General features: G+C 56.5%; 15 protein-coding genes and 1 pseudogene. 1 reads left to right on the top strand and 15 read right to left on the bottom strand.

The annotated features are described in order from the left end of the window. Window positions 1-2 precede the first annotated feature (2 nt). The gene (locus ACWFVE_RS13350) at window positions 3-1184 is read right to left on the bottom strand and encodes a quercetin 2,3-dioxygenase (RefSeq protein ID WP_447529755.1); all 1182 of its coding nucleotides are present in this window, start codon (window positions 1182-1184) and stop codon (window positions 3-5) included. Between the two features lie 16 nt (window positions 1185-1200). Further along, a complete protein-coding gene (locus tag ACWFVE_RS13355) occupies window positions 1201-2718 on the bottom strand; it encodes a carboxylesterase/lipase family protein (protein ID WP_447529756.1) in 1518 nt (505 codons plus the stop codon). 95 nt (window positions 2719-2813) lie between these two features. Between ACWFVE_RS13355 and ACWFVE_RS13360 the strand changes: the two genes are divergently transcribed. After that, entirely contained in the window at window positions 2814-3701 is an 888-nt protein-coding gene (locus ACWFVE_RS13360; protein ID WP_447529757.1) for a LysR family transcriptional regulator, read from the top strand. Between the two features lie 95 nt (window positions 3702-3796). Here the strand turns inward: ACWFVE_RS13360 and ACWFVE_RS13365 are convergent, their stop codons facing one another. From ACWFVE_RS13365 to ACWFVE_RS13425, 13 genes and pseudogenes are all read right to left on the bottom strand, one after another. After that, entirely contained in the window at window positions 3797-4708 is a 912-nt protein-coding gene (locus ACWFVE_RS13365; protein WP_447529758.1) for a hypothetical protein, read from the bottom strand. Window positions 4709-5150: 442 nt separating this feature from the next. Continuing rightward, a complete protein-coding gene (locus tag ACWFVE_RS13370) occupies window positions 5151-6263 on the bottom strand; it encodes a hypothetical protein (protein WP_447529759.1) in 1113 nt (370 codons plus the stop codon). Between the two features lie 496 nt (window positions 6264-6759). After that, window positions 6760-7755: a tetratricopeptide repeat protein gene (locus tag ACWFVE_RS13375; RefSeq protein WP_447529760.1), complete on the bottom strand. Its 996-nt coding sequence runs from the start codon at window positions 7753-7755 to the stop codon at window positions 6760-6762. Then, window positions 7755-8771, bottom strand: coding sequence for a tetratricopeptide repeat protein (locus ACWFVE_RS13380; RefSeq protein WP_447529761.1), 1017 nt, complete (start codon window positions 8769-8771; stop codon window positions 7755-7757). Before ACWFVE_RS13380 ends, ACWFVE_RS13375 begins: the two co-directional genes overlap by 1 nt. Beyond that, window positions 8771-9646, bottom strand: a complete 876-nt coding sequence (locus tag ACWFVE_RS13385; RefSeq protein WP_447529762.1) for a tetratricopeptide repeat protein — start codon at window positions 9644-9646, stop codon at window positions 8771-8773. Before ACWFVE_RS13385 ends, ACWFVE_RS13380 begins: the two co-directional genes overlap by 1 nt. 113 nt (window positions 9647-9759) lie before the next feature. After that, a complete protein-coding gene (locus ACWFVE_RS13390; protein WP_447529763.1) occupies window positions 9760-10782 on the bottom strand; it encodes a tetratricopeptide repeat protein in 1023 nt (340 codons plus the stop codon). Between the two features lie 7 nt (window positions 10783-10789). Then, the gene (locus ACWFVE_RS13395; RefSeq protein WP_447529764.1) at window positions 10790-14110 is read right to left on the bottom strand and encodes a hypothetical protein; all 3321 of its coding nucleotides are present in this window, start codon (window positions 14108-14110) and stop codon (window positions 10790-10792) included. Continuing rightward, window positions 14107-14919 (bottom strand): DUF4123 domain-containing protein, encoded by an 813-nt coding sequence (locus ACWFVE_RS13400; protein ID WP_447529765.1) that lies wholly within the window; start codon window positions 14917-14919, stop codon window positions 14107-14109. Before ACWFVE_RS13400 ends, ACWFVE_RS13395 begins: the two co-directional genes overlap by 4 nt. After that, window positions 14904-15986, bottom strand: a pseudogene (locus tag ACWFVE_RS13405) (type VI secretion system Vgr family protein); the annotation flags it as partial. The gene ACWFVE_RS13400 and the pseudogene ACWFVE_RS13405, both read right to left, overlap by 16 nt. A 58-nt stretch (window positions 15987-16044) precedes the next feature. Continuing rightward, window positions 16045-17040, bottom strand: a complete 996-nt coding sequence (locus ACWFVE_RS13410; protein WP_447529766.1) for a hypothetical protein — start codon at window positions 17038-17040, stop codon at window positions 16045-16047. Further along, window positions 17033-20578 (bottom strand): hypothetical protein, encoded by a 3546-nt coding sequence (locus ACWFVE_RS13415; protein ID WP_447529767.1) that lies wholly within the window; start codon window positions 20576-20578, stop codon window positions 17033-17035. The genes ACWFVE_RS13410 and ACWFVE_RS13415 overlap by 8 nt, the downstream gene beginning before the upstream one ends. Next, a complete protein-coding gene (locus tag ACWFVE_RS13420) occupies window positions 20575-21369 on the bottom strand; it encodes a DUF4123 domain-containing protein (protein WP_447529768.1) in 795 nt (264 codons plus the stop codon). Before ACWFVE_RS13420 ends, ACWFVE_RS13415 begins: the two co-directional genes overlap by 4 nt. Further along, window positions 21345-23444, bottom strand: a complete 2100-nt coding sequence (locus tag ACWFVE_RS13425; protein ID WP_447529769.1) for a type VI secretion system Vgr family protein — start codon at window positions 23442-23444, stop codon at window positions 21345-21347. The genes ACWFVE_RS13420 and ACWFVE_RS13425 overlap by 25 nt, the downstream gene beginning before the upstream one ends. Between the last annotated feature and the right edge of the window lie 97 nt (window positions 23445-23541).

Raw genomic sequence — 23541 nt, forward strand, 5'->3', positions numbered from 1 at the left:
TATCAGTGGCCGCCGGCTTCCTTGGCCTGCATCTGCTCTTCGACCACCACCAGATCCAGGCTTTCGAGTTCCTTGATCACCCGGTCAAAGCGTAGCTGGCGCGGCTCGCTGGGGTAAACGTTGGCCTCGTAGCCCGCCTCGCCCAGGGTTTCAAAGAAATTCTGGAAAAGCCCCGGGGTCAAAAAACCCATGAAGCGGTTAAACGGCCTGGTCATCTGGTAGGCGTGAATAGTCCCGGCGGGGATGGAGGCGAAATCTCCGGGCGCCAGGCTAAGCGTGGAATGATTGACGATCATGTCCAGCCCACCATCCACGCAGAAGAAGTTCTCCGTATGCAGGTTATGGTAGTGCCTGGGAATCATGGGCGTTTGCGGCCCCTGGCTCATTACCACGAAGAACTTGCCGCCGGTATTTTGCTGGGTCGCCAGCAGAGCAAAATACTCGGGGCCGCCGGCGAACTTCTGGCCCTCGTCCGCCGCCAGGGTGTAGGCCACGGTCTGCTCAGGCACCGAGGTTCGGGTGATGGGCAACAACGGCCGCTCGGGGAACGGGTCGGGGGCAAAGGTAATATCGCCGGCGTGCTCGGCCGCCGCGATGCGTTCGGGCTGCCAGTCGAGCGGCGCGTTTTCGGGCTGAATATAGAGCGCGGTGGGCTCGCCCAGCGCCTGGAGCACCGCTTGAATTCCCTCACCGGCATACCACACCAGCATTTTGGTACGGTGCGCGCCAAAGCGGAAAGCGTAGTCGACGCCTTCCGGAACGCTGGCAAAATCGCCCTTTTTCATCTGGTAGCGCTCCTCGTCGAGCCAAAGCTCCGCCTCGCCATCCAGCAAATAGAGCGCCACATGGTGCTCGCGGTGATGGTGCACTGGCTGGCCAGCGCCCTTGCCGCCGGTCACCGTGCACATCTCGAACATATTGCCGGAATCCGCCGCGCGGGCGATGACGCTTACGACCGTACCGGCGATCAGGTAGCGCTCGCCCATATCCGCGCGAATGCAGTAGGGGATTTTTTTGCCCGGCAGGCGCTCTTCGGGCACCACTTGCTGAATGCGCGCGGTAATCGTGCGGCCCTTGGCCAGCAGCTCTTCGGGTGTTTCCGGGTGGGGCACTACCTTCTTGTAGACCGCATCAGAAAGCGTCGTATCGGCCGCGAAATCGGGCCAGGGCTGATCGTTTGTCATGAAGTGTCTCACCGTATTAATTGATTTGCAGGCTGTCCAGCGACTCCAAAAAGTCGAGCCGGGCGCTGGCCTGGTCCGCGCCAGTGCGGGTGCCATCGGAGGTAAAGTGCAGCAGGATTTCATTACTGCGCTGGTAGCCTGGCCAGCGCCGCTGGTGGCGCGCTGTTGGTTCACCGGTACGGGCGAAAGCGGCCCAGCGCTTTTGCAGCTCGGCGCTCATGGCTTGAGTGTCGGCATCGCCGGAAAGCGCGTTCCCCAACACGTAATGAACATCGGCGGTGTGAATCGCCCCCAGGGTAGTGTCGCGCTCACTCGGGGGCACATACGTAAAGCTGTAGCGGTACACCGGATTGCCCTGGGCGGCATGGTCGCGGGCCACCCGGCGGGTGCCCTGGGTCACGAACAGGTCCGTCGCAATTTGGGCGGCTTGGGCGTAGCGGCGCTGGCTGGGGTCAGCATCTTGCGCCACGCCGTAGTCATCGGTGTAGGCCGTTGCCTTACGCCACTGCTCCGCGCTCATCATCTCCGGCACGCGCAAGCTAAAGCCGGGCGGGAAAAAGCCCGCCTCATAGTCGTTACTGCCGATAAGCAGTGGCACCGGTACCACTTCGCCTTCGGCAAACGCCTGATAGACACTTTGCTCGACAAGCTTTCCATCGATAAAGGGCATGGTGTCGGTTTTATCCTGAGGCGAGGTGTTCAATACCGCCTCCAGCGGCAGCGAGCGCAGCGCCTCGGCATCGGCATCCGCGACCCCGGCATTGCGTGCAAAGCGTTCGCCAAGCGTCGCCATTTGCTCGCCGCTTAGTTCCGGCATATCGATCGCGCCGGACTGGACGATCGCTTTATGAAAAAGCCCCTGCGCCTGCCGGGCGGCCATAAGATAGAGAATTGAGGCGCCACCGGCGGACTCACCAAACAGCGTGACATTGTCAGGATCGCCGCCCAGCGCCCCGATATGCTGATGTACAAAACGCAGCGCCTGGATTTGATCGAGCAGGCCAAAATTGCCCGATTCCTCGTCGCCAAGCGCCGGGTGGGCAAAAAAGCCCAGCCGCCCCAGGCGGTAGTTGAGCGTCACGACGATCACGCCTTCCCGCGCCAGCGCTTCACCGTTATAAAGCCCAAGCTGGCTACCGCCGATTCTAAACCCACCGCCGTGCAGCCAGACCATGACCGGATAGGCGCGCTCGGCGGCGTCTTCCGGCGCCCAGACGTTGAGATACAGGCAGTCTTCGCTGGTCTGTTCCGGGTCGACGTTTTGATCCGCCATCGCCTGGATATAGGGCTGCGCGCAGCCAGGGCCAAAGCGCCCCAGGTTATGCACTGGCGTCGTGTCGGTCAGCGGCTCGGGCGCGCGCCAGCGACGCGCGCCCACCGGCGGCTGGGCGTAGGGAATCCCCAGGTAGCTCACCACCCCCGAGTGACTCTCGCCGGTGAGTTCGAGGTGCTCAGTCGTCAGCGAAGTAGACGCCGCGGCCATATCGACGGCCGAAGCCGCGAGAAGAATAGAAAACAGTTTTGCAGGGCTCATGGGATTACCTCCGAGCCCAGATTAGCCAATAAATTTTGGATTAAAAAATCAAATTATAGCTAAAATAGATCCAATTTTTAGATACGTTGAGCGCCATGAACCCCAAAACGACGCTGGACCACTGGAACGTGTTCAAAACGGTGATCGAGCAAGGTAGCTTTCAAAAAGCGGCGGAGCACCTGGAGCGCAGCCAGTCCACGGTGAGCTACGCGGTCAATAAACTGCAGGAGCAACTGGGCGCCACGCTGATCGAAATACGCGGGCGCAAGGCGGTGCTGACGCCTATCGGCGAACTGCTGCTCGAAGATGGCAAGGCCATGGTAGAAGGCATGCTGCAAATCGAAGGCCGCGCGCGCTCACTGGCAAAGGGCCATGAAATCAAGGTACGCCTGTGCATCGAAAGCTGCGTGCCGTCGCGCTGGCTACTGGACATTCTGACCCGCTTCAAAACACATTTTCCCGCCACGCTGCTGGATATCGACTACGTGACCCTGCCGACCCTGCTGGGCCGGTTTCAACACCGCGAGTCGGATCTTTACCTGACAAGCCAACGCCCCGCCGGCGCCCTCAGTGACGAGCTTGGCCAACTCCGGCTGGTGTGCGTTGCCCACCCCAGGCACCCGCTGGCCCTGCATTCAAAGCCGATTACCCGCAAGGACCTGGCGCTCTCTCACGTCATCAAATGCGAAAGTAGCGGCGATGCCCATCTCACCGAGCACGTTCCCGACAGTTTCACCTCGGCGGTCATCTGGCGCTTCAACCGCTTCGACGCCGTCATCGAGGCCATCGAGGAAGGGCTGGGCTATGGCTGGGTGCCCGAATACATGGTGGAGGAAGCACTCGGCCGCGGGGCGCTGGTGCCCCTCAACCTGGCCGAAGGCGCCCAGCGCAGTTTGCAGCTACAACTGGTTCACCAAAACCACCACGGCGCCGGGCCGGCCACTCTTTATTTGGCGAGGCTATTGAAAGCTTCCTGGGCTTAGCGCGCACCGATTGCTATTCGATCACTTCTGATGACCCGGCAGCAGCTAGTACGGCCAAGGGACCCACGGCTACTTTTTGTGTCATGACACGATCCTTACTGATGGTAATCCGAAACTGGCTGGGCGTTACTTCTGAAGGGAAACGAAGGGTAGGCCTTTTGGCTGGCCGCGGGCACCGCGACGCCAAAGTGTTGGGCGATATCGCCCATTTCGATGAATTTCTCGCCACGCAAGTAAGCTGCCCGTAATAGCTCGCTTAGCTCGGTGACTTCTTTTGATGGGGTAGCCCACCGGGACTTCGGCAAGGGTTTCGACCACTCGGCCAGCCAGTCATGGGGCACGGCTTTCGGCAGAATGTGTTTCATGCGGTATTCGGTGTACCAGTGGGCAAAGCGGGCGTGTTCCCACAGCCGTTTGCGCCGAAAGCGTCGCCAACGGGCGGGGGCATTGGTGCGTTCGCACTCGGCCTTTTCCCGGGCCACGTAGGCGTCGTACCACTCGACGCCCCACTCACGGGCGGCAGGTGTGATGGCCTCGGTACCTTCTTCCATAAAGCGGCGGATGTACTCCCACTGGGACAGCGCCCCCGGTAGCCCGCCCACGCTGACGATGATGCCCGCCCCCGGTAGCGTATAGCCGGGGCGCTCCGGGTCCGGGGGCAGCAGTGCAAAGTTCCAGCCAAAGCCGGTGATGGCCCCCGGCCCCAGGCTCGGGTTGAAACCACACACCGCAATCACGTCTTCCCAGGGCACCAGTACCGTGCGGCGCTCGCGCTTGCAGAGTCGGCAGATAGTGTCGTAAATCGCCGGATATATAAAGAGAAAGGCCATGGCCCCCATATGCAGTAGCGTTAACCCCACAGGAAAGTTTTCTCGAGCACCGCGTAGCCACTCGCCTATTTCAATGATGCCCATGCCCCCCGGAATGGTGGAAGCGGTCCCAACGATAGAAATCATCCAAAGATTGTAAGGAGCAGGCAGCCAGAAGCGGCCCGGAGGATCAATCACAAAGGCCACTTCACGACGCTGACGATTTAATCGAATAGGTGGCATGCGTTGTAAGACTAAGTTAACCGTGACAATACCAGCGATAAACGTAAAAAGAGTTACGAAATACAGCCCCCCCCCCCATGCGGCTGCAAACTGAGGGTCAGGTGGAAATCCCCCGATACCTACCCATACAACAAGGCAGAAGGCCATTATGGCTACGATACCGACGCTCAGCATATGTCCCGCCGTCATCATGCTATCCGGGCTGGCACCTTGGCGGATATCCATGGTGGCGTCATCGTGGCGCACGTCGATATGCGCCACATCCACGGCGTATTCTCTATTCACCGGTAGCGGCAAGGGGCTTAAGCAGTATTGCTCGCCCCCGGCGCGGCTTTCCCGTTCTCCTGCGCGCATGGGGGGCAGAGCAGAGCGAATATTCGTCTTGAACATAGTGACCTTATGCGGTGATACCCTGACGTCGATAAGCTTCAGCCAACACCATTTCAATTGGCAAGGCCGGGTCTTGCTCGCGAATATGCTTGACCTCTTCGGATAACCTTACCAACTCATCGCTTGGTTTGGCCCAATGTTCTTCGGGCAGTGGTTTTGACCATTCGATCATCTCAGGCGGCAGCAGGTTGGGGCGCGCCTTACTCAAGCGCCGGTTGTCCCACTCGGTCAAATAGCCCGGCAGATTCCAAAGCTGAATAATGTCCATCGCGTACCAGGCGCCCCAGTAGAGCCAGCCGATCTCGCCGCTGGCGCGGCGTTCATTCATTCGCCGGCGCGCCCGGCGCAGGGTATGTACGCCTTCCCAGGGGGGATCGCTTTCTTCGCGCGCGGTTAGCGGGTCCTGTATTTCGGCATGGGTGTTCACCTCATACTCCATGTAGGCACGCACGGCTTCCCACTGGCTGATCGCCAGCGGTTTGGCGAAGGTCATGAACTCGATTTTTAGCCAATGCCCCGTTTCAGGATGCGCGTAGCCCATGCCTACGCCAAACTGTTGCTGTACACCGTATTGAGTAACACCGCGTGCCTCGACTACCCAAGCCATGAGGGACTCCCAGGGCACAATGACTGTTTCTTTTGTTTCTTCTACTACAAAGCAGACTTCGCGTCGCTGGCGGTGAAAGCGCACGGGTGGTGTATTGCGTATGCTTTTAAGCGCTGTCCAGTGGCCTGAATACATTATTAAAAAAACTGCTCCTCCTCCCGCTAAACCTACCCAAAATCCATATGTATAGTTACTCCAGATAAAATCAAATGAAGCGTCAGGTAGCAGCAGCCAAAAAATAGTTGGGAAAACTAACGAAGATAATAAAAATAGCCCAAAAGTCGTCCCGGTCAGCAGCTGCCAACCAAAAGCATCCATGTATCCACCGCCTACATCCAGGCACGTCTCATTAAGGCTACTAATCGAACCATTTAAATCCAGTGCCTGATGACCAGTGGGCAACGGTTTGGGGGAAAGATAGGTAATAAGCCCCCCCGGGGGGGATTGGGTCTCTCCTGCCTGATGAGGTTGATGAGTATCTGGCTGTGGCAGATCCGGTGCCTTTAAACTCATTGTTTATATCCTAATGGCTTTAATTACATATATGTCGTTTATGGCTCTATCCGCTGCCAGCTTCCCGATTCGTCCCGGCGTATAAAAGTTGAAGGCGTGTAACGCTTGTCGCTGCCTATCCCGCCGCGCGGGTCAATATAGATATAGGCTTCACTTGCCTGATAGTTGCCTTCTCCATCCAGCTGGTCCAAGTGTTTGGACTCGAAGTGTCATGGTCAGTCAGCGTAAAGCGCGCGCCGGGCGTGAGCTCCGGCAAATCGCTTTGGGCACTGGCTGTGATGTTCTTGTCCCCTCAGGCAGAAAGAGGCGCTTCCTTGGCATAAACCTCGGCGAAGATGGCCGTAATTGGCCGGTTCGGCTGCCGAGCATGACGCTTTTTGACCTCGTTTGAGAGGCGCGTGAGTTCCTGGCTGGGCTTGGCCCATTGAGCTTCGGGCACGGGCTGCGACCATTCATCAAGACTGGCCGGATAGAGAGGGATGAAGCAGCGCTGCCATTAATAACCAAATTTAGCGGGAAAATAGGAAAGCGGTGGTTCGTGGTTAAGCCACTGGGCTTTAATCTCATCGGCTTCTTTACGCTGACTCTCCGTCAGAGGAGTCTCAATATCGTTCACCAAGGTCAGATACGTATCTCTTTGAATCTCTTCTGTCATTGCTTCTATAATACCGACTCCAGCGACTATATTAGCTTCCTCAGGACAGATTGCATCGTGCTCTGGTTCCAAGTAACACCAACCGACTCCTAAGCGTGCATCAATGACGCCAGCTTCAGATGCCTTTACCATCCATTCATAAGACTCATCTTCCAGCCCGAGTTGGGCAAGATTTGCAGATAAGTTTCTCATCGCAGGCGCATAACCCAGCTCGGCCGCACGGCGGAACCAAACCCCGGCCGCTTCCAAGCGCTCTTTCCCACTGGTATAACTTTCATAATTATCATCTTCGCTGCGGATTTTTCGCCCTAACCAATCCTGCGCATCGGTATTGCCTGCTTCGGCCGCTTCCAGCAGCCAGTGATTGGCGGCCTCCCTGTCCTCTACGGCGTAGATGGAGTAGAGCGCCATCATGGCGGCCGAGTCGCCGCCTTCGGCCTTGGGCAGGGTCGCATCGAGGGCCGCGTCTCGCCAGTCGTCGCCGTCCTCGGGGCAGACGTTGCCCAGCTTACAAGCGCCGCCTGAATTGAGGCGAAGCATGGCATAGGGCTCGCCGTGCTGGGCGGCCTGGTAGTACCAGTCCATGGCTGCATTGGACAAGCCGCGGCTAAGCAGCCTGTTTGCTTCGCCGAGGTAATACATCGCCTCGACATCTCCTGCTTCGGCGGCAATCTCAAGTGGAGGCTGCATGATTTCCCACTGGTGGATGCCCCAGAGCCGCATGCCTTCGTCCTTGGCAGCCTGGGTGTCTTCATCGAGTGAGTAAACAGGTGCTGCCGCCGTGAGAACGACGGCGGCAGTGAGGCAGTATAAAGTGCGGTAAAGACAGCCTTTCATTAAAAGCCAAATTTATCGGGGAAATAGGAAAGCGGTGCTAAATTCAACCACTCATCTTTCATGGCCTCGCCTTCTTCACGCTTTTCAGGGGTAACAATCTGGCGATATCTGTACCAAGCGGTAGAAGAGTAAGTATTGGGTACTTCCTCATTGATAGCGAGGGCAATGGCCCACCCTTCTGCCGGGTTGGGCGGCGGCGCGCCGTTACATAACTCGTTTTCTTCATTGTTGGGCACAATATTGCACGCAACTAACCACATGCGGCCATTCATATGACCCGCATCAGAGGCTTTTTCCATCCATTCCCACGCCTCATCGTAACGCTCCAGGTTCGCCAATATCCCTGCCAGGTTACTCATGGAAGGCGGGTAGCCCAGCTCGGCCGCCCGACGAAACAAAACCTCAGCCGCTTCCCGGCGCTCCGTATCGTTGGTGTACCTGGTGCCACTTTCACCATCGCGGATTCTTTTCCCCAACCAATCCTGCGCATCGGTATTGTCTGCTTCGGCCGCTTCCAGCAGCCAGTGATTGGCGGCGTTCATATCTTCCAACGTGGCATAGTTGGAATAAATGGAATAGAGCGCCAGCATGGCATCGGTGTCGCCATCTTCGGCTTTAGGTAAGGTCTCTTCGAGCGCAGCATCGCGCCAGTCGTCGCCGTTATCGGGGCAGACGTCGCCCAGCTTACAAGCGCCGCCTGAATGGAGGCGCAGCATAGCGTAGGGCTCGCCGTGCTGGGCGGCCTCGTAGTACCAGTCCTTGGCATCATTCGTTAACCCCATATGGCGTAAGCGGTACACCTCGCCCAGGTAGTACATCGCCTCGACATCCCCAGCTTCAGCAGCCGTTTTCAGGTACGGCTCGCTTTTCGAGCGTTGATAGGCGTTATAAAGCCGCATGCCTTCGTCCTTGGCAGCCTGGGCAGCATCATCGAGCGAATAGGCAGGCATCGACGCCGTTAGGGCAACAGCGATGGTAGCGAGACTGCATAGCGCTCGATAAAGCGGCTTTTTCATTAATAACCATACTTGGGCGGAAAATAGGAGAGTGGCGGCTCGTGATTAAGCCATTGAGCTTTTACGTCATTGGCTTCTTCTCTCTCTTCATTAGTGAGGGGTTCTGCCACATTATCCAACAAATACTCTGCCTCAGACTTATTAACTTCTTCTACCATAGCTTCAAGAACACCTACGCCTATCGCTATATTCTTTTCATTCAAGCAAATCACATCGAACTCAGGCTCAAGATAACACCAGGCAATCCCCATCCTTGCATCGACTACTCCCGTATCAGATGACCTTATCATCCATTCATAAGCCTCTTCCTCACGCCCTAATTGAACTAATACAGATGATAAATTGTTCATGGAAGGCCCATATCCCAATTCCGAAGCGCGACGAAACCAAACTTCAGCGGCTGTCCGACGATCGGTATCATTTTTGTATCTATCCTGGTCACCGAGGGTTCTTCGCCCTAACCAGTCTTGGGCATAGGCGTTGTCTGCTTCGGCCGCTTCCAGCAGCCAGCGATTGGCCGTGTCGCTATCGACTAACTTGGCGTAGATGGAGTAGAGCGCTACCATGGCGTCGGTATCGCCTTCCTCGGCCTTGGGCAAGGTCTCTTCTAGAGCCGCCTCGCGCCAGTCGTCGCCCTCACCGGGGCAAACGCCGCCCAACTTGCAGGCGCCACCGGAGTCGAGACGCAGCATGGCATAGGGCTCGCCGTGCAGGGCGGCCTCGTAGTACCAGTCCTTGGCATCATTCGTTAATCCCATATGCCGTAAGCGATACACCTCGCCCAGGTAGTACATTGCCTCGACATCCCCCGCTTCTGCTGCCGTTTTCAGGTACGACTCGCTTTTCGAGCGTTGATAAGCGTTATAAAGCCGCATGCCTTCGTCCTTGGCGGCCTGGGTGTCTTCATCGAGTGAGTAAACAGGTGCTGCCGCCGTGAGAACGACGGCGGCAGTGAGGCAGTATAAAGTACGGTAAAGACAGCCCCTCATTAAAAGCCAAACTTATCGGGGAAATAGGAAAGCGGTGCTAAATTCAACCACTCCTCTTTCATGGCCTCGCCTTCTTCACGCTCTTCAGGGGTGACATGCTGACGAAATATATACCAAGTAGTAGACGAGAAAGTATTGGGTACCTCCTCATCGATAGAGAGAGCAATGGCCCACCCTTTTGCTGGATCAGGAGAGGGGGCGCCATCACATAGCTTCCTTCCTTCAGTATTCGGCATAATATTGCAATCAGCTAACCACTGCCGGCCATTGATAAGCCCCCCATCAGAGGCTTTTTCCATCCATTCCCAAGCCTCATTGTAACGCTCCAGATTCGCCAATATCCCTGCCAGGTTGCTCATGGAAGGTGGGTAGCCCAGCTCGGCCGCCCGACGAAACCAAACCTCAGCCGCTTCCAGGCGCTCCGTATCGTTGGTGTACCTGGTGCCACTTTCACCATCTCGAATTCTTCGCCCTAACCAGTCTTGAGCATAGACGTTGTCTGCTTCGGCCGCTTCCAGCAGCCAGTGATTGGCGGCCTCTCTGTCCTCTACGGCATAGATGGAGTAGAGCGCCATCATGGCCTCCGGGTCGCCGTCTTCGGCCTTGGGCAGGGTCGCATCGAGGGCCGCGTCTCGCCAGTCGTTGCCGTCCTCGGGGCAAACGCCACCCAGTTTGCAGGCGCCCCCTGAGTCGAGGCGCAGCATGGCATAGGGCTCACCGTGCTGGGCAGCCTGGTAGTACCAGTCCATGGCTGCATTGGATAAGCCGCGGCTAAGCAGCCGGCTGGCTTCACCGAGGTAGTACATCGCCTCGACATCGCCTGCTTCTGCAGCAATTTCCAGTGGCGGCTGCATCGTTTCCCACTGGTGGATGCCCCAGAGCCGCATGCCTTCATCCTTGGCAGCCTGGGTATCTTCATCAAGCGCCATTACCTTGACGCTGGATATCAGTACGCATATCAACAAAGTGAGCGTCGCTAACGGTTTCAACGTCAATTTTTGCATTTTTATCTCTTCATCCATGTCAGCATCATGATGTTTGGCTACAGTCTACGGAACCGAGGCGCGCCATATTAACGCTAAAGCTTTCTTTGGCGTATCTTACTGAGTTACTTTGCTCGCCAGGGTTTTTATCCATAAAGTTCTGCAAGCGTTCGCGCCCTATCTGATAAGGCGTTTTTTCTTCGCGGCCAAAGTACCCGCTCGCAATAGTGTTTTTATATCCTTCTCGCGGCTCTGATAGCACCGTTAGCTGACTGCTATTATTCAATTTCCCCCCAACAGTCATGCGGGCCACGGCTTTAGTAAACAGGTATTGCGCCGGTTGCTCGGGCGTCGATGTCTGCATATCAAAGCGGCAACTACCGTACTGCCCGGTGGTCACGCCATCCACAAGCCACTCCAGGCATTTCGAGATGGCGATCTGCTGAACATCCTGTGCTTGTTGCGCCGTTTTGATCTCACGGTCGGCCTTGAATGATCGCGGCGTATTCGTGAGTACATATAGTAAAGCGCCGAATGCCTTAGGAGTTAATGCCTGAACCCAACCAGACAATGTTTCTTGCCGAGGGTCGTTAACCAACGCATACGCTATCGGCCCGGCATTCTGTCCGCCGGTTAGCTCGGTAAATAAGTTATCGACCTGCTCCAGCCCCCGCGCGGCCAGTAATCCACCGCTCAATAGCAGTGTGGCATACAAGTAACTCAGCTTGCCCAGCGTGCTTTCGGCCTCCGGGGTAATCCACGTTGGCGTTTCGTACTGGTTATCCTTGTAGGCGCGATACAGCATCGCCAGCCATAAATCGAGATAGGCGGGGTCCAGTTCGAAACGGATCTTGCTGCCCATGCCCGTCAGGGCAACCAGCTTGGCAGATATGCGCAGTACAAATTTGCCGCCCTCCCTACCCAGCTTGAAGTCGGCATTGGCGCCCGCCCCGGCGCTGCCTTCGATTTCGAAGTTGGCTTTCGCCAGGCTGCGCCAGTCATCCAGTGAACGCTCGCGCTGCCCGCCCATTCCCAGCTCGTTCAGCGCTTGCCAGTGGGGCAATAGGTCTTTCAATTCCCTAGGGGGTTTCCAATCCAGAGATTGCGATATCTCGCCGCCGGCCTTGACACCGGCAAACGCCCCTATACCGGCGATGTTCGCCTCCTGGCTGCGCAGGTCCATCCCGATCAGCTTCAGGCCCTGGTCATCCAGCTCAACGCCGATTTTGTTGGACAAGGCGATGTTGGCACCGGCAAATCCCTTCATCACGATTTCAATGGACATCCCATAACAGCCCAACGAGCGGGTTTTCTCTTCGCCTTCGTGCTGGCCCAATGCAACCTCGATCGGTTTGGCCTCGCTACGCTTGGGTAGTTCGATACGTTTAAAGGCAAGCTCCCCCTTGGCAAGGTTATAGGTTCCCTTGGATTCCAGCGACCACTGGTAGGAAGCACTGGGTTTTAACCCGCCCTTCCCCGCAGAAGCACGACCATTTTCATACCCACTGCCCTCGGAACCTCTCCCGCTGGGGCCTCCCTCGCTTCCGGGTGCCGGCTGGTTGTAAAGCGCGCGTTCGTCAGTGCTGTTGGCACTGGCACCGAGGCTCCCACTACCACCATTATAATCGTTACTCCAGCCCCCCTCATTGACCGAAATATTTTGCAGCTCAACACGATGCTCGGGCCCCTCCCCGCCTTCATCGGCTTCGTTGAGTTCATACTTCGCCATGCCCACCAGTCGGAGCATCTGCGCCTGGGCGCTGGCATCGAACAGCCGCAGCTTCTCGCGGCTGGGGCCGATAAAGAGGATCTTCTTGAGCGCTTCTCCCCAGCGCTCTTTCGCGCTCTCGTCGGCGAGCGAATCGACCTCGACACATTGCTCGTCGAGATACTGGAAGAAGGCCTCGGGATCGAAGTAGCCAAGCGGGTCTTCGTGCCAATCACTGCGGTGGGCGATTCGGTAACAGCCGTTATTACCAAGCCATTGACTGAGGGCGGTTTCCGGCGCTTCCCACAGCCGCGCGGGCAAAATTTCATCAGCCGTTAGCGCGGCCCTGATCTGATCCCCCTCGGCACTGCTCGCCTCAAGGAGGATCTGCCACAGGCTCAAATGGCTTAACGACTTCTCACCCAGCGCAGAGCTGAACTCGCGCAATGGGAAGTCCCCCCGTACCAGCACATCCATGGCTCTTTTGGTGTAACCCAGCGAAGGGCGAGTGTCCTCCAGGTCGGTGTTCCAGATCAGCACGCGAAGCGGCTTGGTGTTGGCCACCGAAGTTTGAGCCCGTTCATGGATCTCATCGAGGCGCCTCATCAACGATTTGTAGGTCTCGCGCTCGTTTTCGAACAGGAAAGTGGGGAGTCTAGTATCACTGGCGGTGGCACTCTTCCAGGCAGACAATTTATCGCTGACCTCTTCATGCAGCGTGTGCAGTTCGGCCAATAGGCTACAGTACTCCCCGAAAGCGCCCGCCCCTTCGCCGATTTTTTGATAGCTAGCGCTGGCGCTCATATCGGCTAACGCCCACTCGGGCGTGGCAATACCCAGGGTTGCCAGCGCCAGGATACTGTCGTGATATGCCCTGACAGATGGCTCCAACCTGATGACGTAATTCTCTAACTGGTCTTTTAGGGCAGGATTACACGATGAATTGTGTGGCACATCAGACTCGCAATCCTCCAGCATCGAGCGATACTCGGCCAAGGCCTCGCTAAGCGGTTTTTTCCATTGTGACTCGTCATAGGATGGAAATTGCTCTTTCATATTGCGCCGGCATGTTCTGTAGGTTTCCAGCTCTCGCTCAATTGCGTCTTCCCAACCGCCATAAAAGTGATCGCCCGACAGGAGGTAGCCTTGCTCCCTTGCGATTTCCTTTCCTCTGGATTCAAGATCCGCCATTTCTTCTTCCAAAGAAGAGATCCTGGCAACCCAGCTACGCATGTCGTTGGTTAGCCGGATGCGGTCAGCCGGTGCATAATCCGCCGCATCCGGCTTTTCAGCTTCAAGCGCTTCTCGCTGATCGCGCAATTCACGATGCTTCTGTTGGCCCTCCTGGGGAAGAAAACTCACCGGGTCAGCAGGCATCATGCTATCCAGAATGCCGAATTCCCTTAGCTGCTCGAGGCGCGCTTGCACGTCTTCTTGTTGCATCGCACTCTGCAACTCTTCGGCGGCGCCCATCAGGATATCCGAGACGTCATGGGTCAATAGCCAGAATGACCGGGTGCCGGGAATGTAGATGATATCGGCCCATTGCTGGTCCTGTTCCAGGCACATATGGGTTTGTGATAGCGCGATCTGACGTTCTTGTGCGGCGGAAGGGGGTGCATCCGGGGCAAAACCACCCAAAGCCTGAAAGTTGCTCATGCCACGTTCTCCAAAGCGTTTGTCTTCTTGCGGGCCGGGGCGTCCATGGCCAGGGTCGCCTGCTCCTGCGGGGTCAGCGGGGCTTCCCGCTGGATGAGCGGCAGCAAGCGCAGCAGGTGACTGCCGCGAGTAATGCGGGCGCTGTTGAGGGCAGCCAGTCGTGCAAGCCAGTGGTCAGGCAACGCCTCCATGGGCGTGCCAGTGGCAGCGCTTAACCACCAGGCGCGGCTGCTCTCCTTGAGGGCCTGCTCCGTTACCCTGTCCAGACGAATCAAGGGTGGATCGCCCGCCAATTCTTCAGGCGCCGGCCACTTTCGCCAACTTCCTTCAGGCGTGGGGATGTAGAGCGCGCTGAACGGGGCAACAAGATGACGCCAGGTGACTGGATCAGCGCTGGCCAGCAGGGCGGTCCAGGCGGCGGGTTTTTGCAGGTTGATGAGCGACTGTCCGCCATGCGGGTCCGATAGAACAAAGAGTGTTCCGAGGTGGTCGGCCATGCTTTTCAGTGTGGCGCCAGGTTTGGCCGTCGCTATCCATCCCAGTTGTCGATGACAAAACGCTTCAGCTTCCAGCGCCGCCGGGCTGCCAGGCACTACTTCTACCAGCCACGGGCTCGCTTCAATCAGCGGTGCCAGCGGCGTGCCGGCAAATAGCGTCATGAACTCGTTACGACCCGGTTGATTCAACCAGGCGGCACATCGCGCCGGATCACGGCGCTGATCGAGTATCAGCCACCACGTTTTTTCGCTTGTCGCGGGCCGCTTACATGGCTGGCTGCGCGCGGGAATCTCTTTTAGCCAGCTAGACATGGGCAGTCCTCACGCGTGCACTGGGTGTTGTGTATTTTGCCGCACAGCGGCATGAGCGCGGCATCGCTCATTTGGTAATCGTTCAACCTGGGTAACGACCCGGCTGGCAGCGATACGGGGGAAATCGCTTCGTGCGCCTCCGCTACCGCCCGCCCGGGCAATAGCGGGTCTTCCACAGCCTGCCCGGCCCCATTACCCGGGCTGCCCCCCGCATTCACCTTCACTGTCGGCCCGACGATGGTAATGCCACCGCCATCCAGCTTGATGAAGCTGCCGCCCGCGTTGAGGGTGATCTCGCTGCCCGCTTCCAGCACGACCTTGTGACCGGCCTTGATGTGGAGCTCGCGGCCGCTTTCGCTGAGCCAGGCCTGGCCGGCGTTGAGGTGCAGGCTGCCCTGCACGGTGAAGTGCTGATCGCCTTCGCCATGTTCGAAGCGGTCGCCATGCACCGTGTGATGATCATCGTGATCGACCTCGCTGATACGGTCGTTTTTGACGTTCAGGAAGCTGTCGTTTTCGATCTCCTCGGTCCGGTCGTTGAGCGTTAAAAGCTCCAGGTCCTTCTGGGCGTGGACCCAGATCTGCTCTTCCCCCGCCTCGTCCTCGAAGCGCAGCTCGTTGAAGCCTTCGGCCTTGTGGCTTTGCGTGCGCAGCACCGTGCGGGTCTTGTTCGCCGGTAAATCGTAGGGCGGCTGGTTGACCGCGTGATAGGTCCGCCCGGTGACCAGCGGCTGGTCCGGGTCGCCTTCCAGAAACGAAACGATGACCTCGTGGCCGATGCGTGGAATGGCGATACCGCCGTAACCGCCGCCGGCCCAGCCCTGGGAGACACGCACCCAGCAACTGGCGGTGTCATCCGGCTCGGCGTAGCGGTCCCAGGGGAACTGGACCTTGACCCGGCCGTGCTCGTCGCAGTGAATCTCTTCGCCTTCCGGGCCGACCACGAAAGCCACCTGGGGGCCGTCGACGCTTGGCTTGGGGTTGGGCGTGGCGCGCCAGGCGGCGTCACCGGGCATCAGCGTGACCTGGTTGACGTAGCGGGTCATGCCGCCGGTGTCACGAAGGCCTGAAGCAAGTTCGGGCAGAGCACACTTTTTAGTGTCTGCCCTATTGTGCGCAATTGCCTTAGCGCAAACGAATGTTCTTCTGGTACTTATCTTCCTGAATTTTCTCTACCTCGGCTTCGCTCATATCTCGCCAGTAACGCGGGTTGCGACCTTTGCGCTGGTCAGCGGCTGCCGTGGTAGGGTCTTTGTGACGGTGTATTTCCAGAGCGGGGACATCTGGTAGCGGCTGGGAAATATCCATATAGCGTTGGATAAACTGCCATGCGGCCACCAACTCACCGGGCATATTGGTAGGCGGAAACTGAGCATCCAGTTTCTGACGAAGCCCCGTTTCAGGGTGGTAGAGCATCAGCGAATAAGTAGGGCTACCTTGGGTATCCGGCGCGCTTTCAAGATAGGCATCAAACTCGTAAAAAGGTGCCGACACCCGCTCCTCCCAGGCTTTTTTGGGGTTATACACCGTAAATAGGCCCGTTTGGCGATTGAGCTGCCAGAGAGGAGCCTTGCGCATATGGTATAAAAATCGGGGGAATTTTTGCTCAAGAAGCCTACCCCCTTTCCAAACAACTAGCGACACTAAAGTTGTATAAAAGAAGATAACACCTACGGCCATTATCTGATTTAAAACATCATCCCAACCCCACCCCCCAAATAAAAATTTTAAAAAAAACACTAATAAAAAAAAACAGTACGATGCAGGAAAAAAAAACGCTCCTCCTTTACCAAAAGCCATACACACAACAAAAACTTGTGAAATAAAACTGAAATTTGGTGGCATGATGGATTCATGATTATAGATAACACGCATTACTTTAAACAAGTTATCACCATTCTTGAAACGCCGAGCTTTCTCCTTCACCCAGTTCTCCGATGCTTTAGCGCTAGCGCCGTTATACTCGTCACTGGGGGCATTATCCTGCGTGCGTTTATACCATTTCCAAGGCGTCCCTATTATTTTCTCACGGTCGGTATTGTCATGCTCCCACTCTATGCGTTTTTTGGGGATATAAGCAGTTTCAGTATATACGTCATGGTCATCTATAGGATTAGACATATATCGACTCCGTTTTCCAATAATCTTTATTCAGAGACTCTCTATTAAATACATTATCCAAACCCCTCGGCATTTCATCCAATGGTTCAGGGGCCGGATAGAACTCGTCAACCTCAAACGGCACATGCACGCTTTTACGAAACTGGATACTCACCTCCAGCCCATAACGGATGAAAACAAGACCACTCAGATGATTCTCTGGAGTATGTATATAATAATTGATTTTATTAGCGGATAACTGGGTCAGCGTGGGGATAACATTTACGGGGCGCGTATTACTCCCGAGATCCGCATCACTCACTTGAGATTCGAACAGGCCTATTACTGCCACATCCTGCAATTCAATCCCCATGCCTGGCAGGGCGCTTTGCACCTCAATCACAGTGTTGACACTACTTGCCTGAAGCTGCCTCTGCCAAAGTTCGCCCATTAAAATTGATGATGGGTTGGGCCTGTTATGAGTCATGGCTACATCCGCACGTAAAGCAGCTTGCTCTTGCGGGGTAAGGCGGCGCGCGCTGATGGAAATGTCGGCCAGCAAGCTTTGAAGCCGATAGTAAGCCTCTTCAGGCTCTAGCAACCAAGGGGCCGCCTCACGTTGCGCGCCAAAGGGGCCGTTCTTGAGCCACTGTACAAAGGGGCCGTCGGTTAGCAGGGTACCTATGACGGCACCACTTACCAGCAAGGCCAGCCCAACCCAGCCCACCGGGCCGGAAAAAGCAAGCACAGTCATCACGGCGCCTGCCGTGGCAAAACCAAAGGCAATCGCAGCGTCGTTATCTCCATACTGATAACGCTCCGTCGCCTCCACCAGCATTGCAGTTACGGAAAGCACGCCCGCCCCTTTAGAAGCTAGCCAATTGACTCGGATCAACTTAGGAAATAGTGCGGTGATAAAATTAGTTTGACCACTTCGCCAAAGCACTTTTTGGCTAAATTTGCTTACTCCCGCAATAGCTTGAGGTGCTTGATGGCGTCTGGCAATATAGTCACTTAAATTCAGGGTAGCCAAGCCAAGATCTAGCTGTGCATTAACTAGACTCAACCCATCTTTAAACCCCATTTCAGAATCTAAAGAAAAAGAAGCATGACTCAAGTTAAACCCTTGAAAAATCAGCAATATGTAAGGCAATTTAACCCTACTAATGGCCCGTTCAGCAAACCCTATCCGCCGCCGCCCGGTTCTTATATACTCTGCCGCCTTTGAGTCCGCCGGAGCAAAGACAAATCGCATCTCGCGCGCCTCACCAACGTCTTTTAATGACTCAATTCTTGCTTTATTCGTTCCTCCAAGCAGCGTTCCATCAGAAGTCCGGTAAATTTGACCATAAAATCTTTTATGGTTGTTGCGCCCTATATAATCGCGTTCAGCATCATCCAGACCAAATTTTAACCCGCTTTGAACATCTTCAACACCTACGACGACATAGCCATTCAGGTCCTTGTTGCCCAAGGCATCCAAGGTTAAATCCCCTAACTGAGTATAAAGCGCTCCCCGCGCCGCATTGAAAGCCGGCATATACATACGGGCATTCATGCTAATCATTTCACTTTTATCTGCTACCTGAGAAAGTGCCTGTTTACCGCTCTCTGCGATACGGCCAAACACATTATCCATGGCGCCTGACCAGCGGTTTAGCTCGCCGATGGCATCAAAGCGCGCGGATGCGGCAAGCAGCGACACTTCTACGGTTTGACTATCCTCCAGCGCTTCCTCTCCCAGCCCATTCAGATCCGACAGCGCCTTGGGACGAAACTTTCCCGTGCCATCATTGGTTTCGTCTTCGGGCAGGACGAACGGCTTTTCAACGGGGTGGGCCTCAGTCTCAGGAAAGCACATGGCATGGAGAAGCTGCGAACTGCCTTCTTCCATGATACTTACTACCGTCTGCGGGGCATTGTCTCTGTTTGGCGTCTGAAATAGAGTCGTCATCGACTCTTCATATAACGTATCGACTCGCTTACGGTCCATGCTGAGCAGCGTCAGGCATTGCTCGGAAAAGCTAAAACCACTTAAATAATCCACTCCCTCCAGGCTGAAGTAATCGACCAACGCTTGTTGATAGGTAGCGTTACCTATTAAAGAGGCCAACCGTGACTGATGGAACTCCCAGCACCGGTGGGCAATATCCCGCGCCAAGGTGGCAACGCATGTATGAAACAATCCTCCTAAATAGCTAAGCTCTTCTTCAGAAGCAAAGTCGTGATTCGGATTACTCTCCCCGCCGATATTTTCCGGTATAACACGTTTCTGGATAAGGAGTGCGCTACGGTAGTGTGGGTGAACTGCACAACGTTCTAACAGTGAAGCAAGGTAGCCCTGGGCAAACTGCATTTGGCTCATGGCATGGCGAAGCTCAAACAGAGGATCATCGATTACCAGCCCCGGAATACTGCGCTCACGGGCGTCGGCTAAAACATCTGTTCCTGAAGGTAGTCCCTCCCAGGCTTCAGCATTGGCCGTGTCGCCTTCTACGGTTTCAGAGCCGTCTGGGGCCCGTTCGCCACGGTATTGTTGATTGACCACTTCGACTGCGCTTGCGCGCAGCCCTACATCGTAACGCAGCGGCGAGTTTTCACGGTTGATGCCCCAGGCGTTATTTACTGCGTCGGAGCCGCCTTCCGCCAGGCTTTGCTGCTCGCTTAACGCCTCCTGATACACCGCCGACACATCATTGCCCGCCAAATCGTTTACCCATAGCGGCGGGTGAGCAATTTGGTACTCCAGGCAAGGAGTTCTTGCCCGCTGCTCGGGTAATACTTCCGGCAAGAGTAGTCGTCCTCTCGAGACACGTTCTTCGGGTCGATGCAATGAGACTGACTGGAAGCGTTGATTCAGTGCGTCAGCGTCTTCCTCCAGCCGGTTTAATCGTGCCGCCGACCACTGGACATCAGAAAACGCCACCTTGACGGCACTGCTGAGCCACCCCATCGCTTGGCGAGCAGGTAGCCAGATTTCCTTTAGTTCCTGCCCGGTTGCCGGTCGCTGGTTCTCTTCCGTAAATATGCCGCTTCCATCGCGATACTGGGCCAGGTTGACGTCCCGAAATAGCCATTCGTCATCATCCGTAATGGCCACCTCGATTTCCCGCCATAAAGAACTTCTATAGCTAATATAAAGGAAACCACTGCGGCAGGGCATTGCATGATGAGCGTCGTCGATAAGTGACTCCCAGAAGGCAAGGGGGACAACCGGCTGAACAACATAATGCTGGTAAGCTGTGGTGTACTCGCTCTCCTGCCAGGGAGTTTCATTCACGCCATTGAAAAGTGGCACTCGTATAGGACCACCCTCGCTGCTGTTGATTTCCAACCAGACATTACGCGTAGGTTCATCCTCCCACTCCCAACTATGAATTCGACTGAGTGGGTCGGGCAGGTCTTCCTCTTCTACCGCTTCGGTCAGCGCAGAGATTTCTTGCTCATCCTGCTCATCATAAAAAACAAAGCGGTGAGCATCGGGATGATTGGTGCCCAAGACTTGAATATAGAGTTTGGGCTCTTCACATGCCTTGTGACGACTTAATTCCTGGCTCATGAGTAGCTCCTTGCTGAACCGCTAGCGGTTTTATCCCGCCGATTATCATAGGTTAAATCCATAGCCAGCAATTGATTGGCTAATTCACTTTCAAGAAATCTTTTTCTAACCGCTAGATCATCGAATGACTCATGAGGCTTGCGATATTGCTGGAATACACTGGTAATTCTTATATAGCGCTCCAGTGCTTGTTCCTGTGACTTAGTCAGCGAAAGGGAGCCCTCAGGTAAGTTTTCCTGGACCACCGTCTTTGTATTGCGTGTTACCGCTTGCCAAGGAAGTTTATCTCCAAGTGGCATATTAAGCTCAGCCCCTTGCCATACCCACCTATCGAGTGGGCCGAACCACTGATCACTGACTTCCGACATGTTCGAAAAGAGCAAAGCGGCAACATCAGGATGATAAAAGCGCATCATTCCTTTGCGGTTGCCATAAAACTTAACACTTAAACACTTTCGCAAATGGTCAAGCACTTTTTGGCGAGGCTCACTGCTTCTGACCATCACACCAGGCGCGATAGCGGTTCTTGCATCAGAGGCAAACGCCTCGAGGATTTGCCGAGAATCCTGGTTGACGGGAAGCACGATAGGGCTTCTTTTGAGAAAGCCGGAGTAGCGCGTCTTAAGAAACAGAAGTTCATAGTCAATTATTCCGAAACGACTATATAACGACGCAAGCGTGTTGCCTGTCTCTTCCAATATTAGCCAATACGTGCTTTGGTCGGAGCTACTCAGTAACTCTTTGAGTGAAAGAGCACTAATAATATTCATGGCGCTGCCTTGTTCTTGCATGGGCAATCCGAGAGCGGACAGGAGTTGTCCTTTTGAAGCTGGCACAGCTCGACTAACGGTATGCCATCCGCCATCGCCTGATCCAAGCGTTTACCAAAAATGGGACCTATGGTGACGTCTGTATGCTCCTCCTCCCTGGTATGACCGGGCAGTAATGGTGGCTGCGCCGCCTGCCCGGTCCCATTACCCGGACTGCCCCCCGCATTCACCTTCACTGTCGGCCCGACGATGGTAATGCCACCGCCATCCAGCTTGATGAAGCTGCCGCCCGCGTTGAGGGTGATCTCGCTGCCCGCTTCCAGCACGACCTTGTGACCGGCCTTGATGTGGAGTTCGCGGCCGCTTTCGCTGAGCCAGGCCTGGCCGGCGTTGAGGTGCAGGCTGCCCTGCACGGTGAAGTGCTGATCGCCTTCGCCATGTTCGAAGCGGTCGCCGTGCACCGTGTGATGATCATTGTGATCGACCTCGCTGATACGGTCGTTTTTGACGTTCAGGAAGCTGTCGTTTTCGATCTCCTCGGTGCGGTCGTTGAGCGTCAGAAGCTCCAGGTCCTTCTGGGCGTGGACCCAGATCTGTTCCTCGCCCGCCTCGTCCTCGAAGCGCAGTTCGTTGAAGCCTTCGGCCTTGTGGCTTTGCGTGCGCAGCACCGTGCGGGTCTTGTTCGCCGGTAAATCGTAGGGCGGCTGGTTGACCGCGTGGTACGTGCGCCCGGTGACCAGCGGCTGGTCCGGGTCACCTTCCAGAAACGAAACGATCACCTCGTGGCCGATGCGTGGCAGTGCAATGCTGCCGTAACCGCCGCCGGCCCAGCCCTGGGAGACGCGCACCCAGCAGCTGGCGGTGTCATCCGGCTCGGCGTAGCGGTCCCAGGGGAACTGGACCTTGACCCGACCGTGCTCATCGCAGTGAATCTCTTCGCCTTCCGGGCCGACCACAAACGCCACCTGGGGGCCATCGACGCTTGGCTTGGGGTTGGGCGTGGCGCGCCAGGCGGCGTCGCCTGGCATTAGCGTGACCTGGTTGACGTAGCGGGTCATGCCGCCGGTGTCGCTGGCGCTGATGCTGTCCTCTTCCAGCGCCTGGGGCTGCTCGCCGGCGTGGTGCACCGCGACCACCTGCCAGTCCCGGTTGAGGCTTTCGGTGTCGTGGTCGGTCAGCGTGAAGCGCGCGCCGGGGGCGAACTCGGGCAAATCGCTTTGGGCGCTGGCCGTGGTGGCGTTGCGGCGCAGGTGCTCCAGGCGGATGCGAGTGAAGGGCTTGCCGGAGGCGTCTTCCTTGTAGCGGCCGGGGTAGTCAAAGTGCTCGTAGTCGGTCTGCTGGCCGTGCTCGGCGACGTCATCGCCCATGTGATCGTGAAGCTGGGCGTAGGCCGGGTTCTTGAAGCTGTAGTCCTTGAGCTGGGCGCTGGCGGCGGCGACCCGGGCGGTGTGGCTCAGCTTGCGCACGTGGCGGGTGGGGGGCGTGCCGCCGGCGCGGCTGTGGTAGGTGCGCTCGCCCAGGTTCGTCAGCACCTGCGGGTCATCGGAGAACACCAGCCGGTGGGCGCCGCCCTCGCTGTCCTCGAACTCGTGGAAATAGAACAGGCCCTCCTCGGCGGCGAGGCGCTCGATGAAGGTGAGATCCGTCTCGCGGTACTGCACGCAGTATTCGCGCTCGAGGGGTTCGCGACTGACGGCGAACGCCACGTCCGTAATACCGCGCTCGTCCAGCAGGGTGTTGATGATGGTGAGCGGGTCGACCTTCTGGAAGATGCGCGAGTTCTGGCGCAGCGAGGTGCGCCAGAGCGCCGGGCGCAGTGTCAGCGAGTAGAAGGTGCGCCGGTGGCCACGATCCCCCCGGCCGAACTCGCTGATGATGCCGTGGACCCGGCGCAGCGGCTCGCCGTCCTGCCAGACGGTCAGCGTGGCTTCGCGGTCAAGAAGCTCGGAAGCGTCCAGGTCGCCTTCGCGGCTGGCGACGTTCAGCGTCAGCTCGAAGGGCTCGGAGAGCGCCTCGCGGTGGGTGAAGTCGATGACCGCGACGCCATCCACGCCCGCAAGCGTGAGAGTGAATTGAAGCCCTTTTCCTTTTGCCATTACGCTGCTCCTTGCCTCTTAACCCGTCACTAGAGAATGACGAGAATAACGACCTGGGCGACAAGCGCAAACGTATCCGCTACAAGGAGCGAATCAC

This window comes from Vreelandella mediterranea (genome assembly GCF_970647075.1).